Source organism: Streptomyces sp. 15-116A, from assembly GCF_025290915.1.
In the GTDB taxonomy this organism is placed as follows: domain Bacteria; phylum Actinomycetota; class Actinomycetes; order Streptomycetales; family Streptomycetaceae; genus Streptomyces.
This window is the reverse complement of record NZ_JAOCQE010000545.1, coordinates 1-1,231: the sequence shown is the minus strand read 5'-3', so window position 1 is coordinate 1,231 and position 1,231 is coordinate 1. Positions and strand designations below refer to the sequence as shown.

General features: G+C 74.7%; 1 protein-coding gene. It reads left to right on the top strand.

The annotated features are described in order from the left end of the window. Window positions 1-1,231 (top strand): amino acid adenylation domain-containing protein (locus tag N4P33_RS35370; RefSeq protein ID WP_260831009.1); only part of this gene is annotated, 1,231 nt, incomplete at both ends.

Below are 1,231 nucleotides of genomic sequence, written 5' to 3'. Positions count from 1 at the left end.
GTGCCGCTCGACCCGGAGTACCCCGCCGAGCGCCTGGGCCTGCTGCTGCGGGACGCGGCACCGCCGATCGTGGTCTCCGACGCGGAGCTGGCTGGCCGGCTGCCGCTCGAGTCCGGTACCACCCGGATCCTGCTGGACGCCGACCGCGGGGAGCTTCAGTCGCTGCCCGCGACCCGGCCCGCCGTGCCCGTCACGTCCCGGAACCTGGCGTACGTCATCTTCACGTCGGGCTCGACCGGCACGCCTAAGGGCATCGCGCTGGAGCACCGCGGAGTCGTCAACAATCTGCTCGACCTGAACCGTTCCTACGGCATCGGGCCCGGGGACGCGGTGCTGGCGCTGTCCTCGCCGAGCTTCGACATGAGCGTGTACGAGACGCTCGGCATGCTCGCCGCCGGCGGCACGATCGTCCTGCCCGACCCGGCCGCCGCGAAGGACCCCGCGCACTGGGCCGATCTGATCGAGCGGCACGGCGTGAGCGTGTGGAACTCCGCGCCCGCGCTGCTCGGCCTCCTCCTCGACCAGCTGGAGCACGCCCGCGGACCGGCGCTGCCCGGCCTGCGGGCCGCCTTCCTCGGCGGCGACTGGATCCCCGTCACCCAGCCGGACCGGCTGCGGGCGTTCGCCCCCTCGGTGGCGTTCGCCGCGCTGGGCGGGGCGACCGAGGCGTCGATCCACTCCGTGGAGTACCGCGTCGGCCGTGTCCCGTCCGGCTGGACGAAACTCCCGTACGGCCGCCCCATGGCGAACCAGCGCGCCTACCTCCTCGACGCCGCCGACCGGCTCGTCCCGGTCGGCGTGCCGGGCGAACTGCACCTCGGCGGGACCGGCCTGGCGCGCGGCTACCTGGGCCGGCCGGAGCTGACCGCCGAGAAGTTCGTGCACGTCGAGCTGGAACCCGGACGCACCGAGCGGCTCTACCGCACCGGCGACCTCGCCCGCTACGGGCCCGACGGCACGATCGAGCTGCTCGGCCGCACCGACTTCCGTATCAAGCTCAACGGGCTGCGCATCGAGCCCGGCGAGGTGGAGAGCGCCCTGCGGGAGCAGGACGGGGTCCGCGAGGCCGTGGTCGTCGCGCGGCAGGCCGCCGGTTCGGCCCGGCTCACCGGGTATGTCGTACCGGAGGAGGGCACGAGCCCGGACACGGCCGCGCTGCGCGCCGCCCTGGCGACCGCGCTGCCGCCGCACTGCGTACCGGCCGAACTCGTCGTCCTGGACCGGCTGCCGC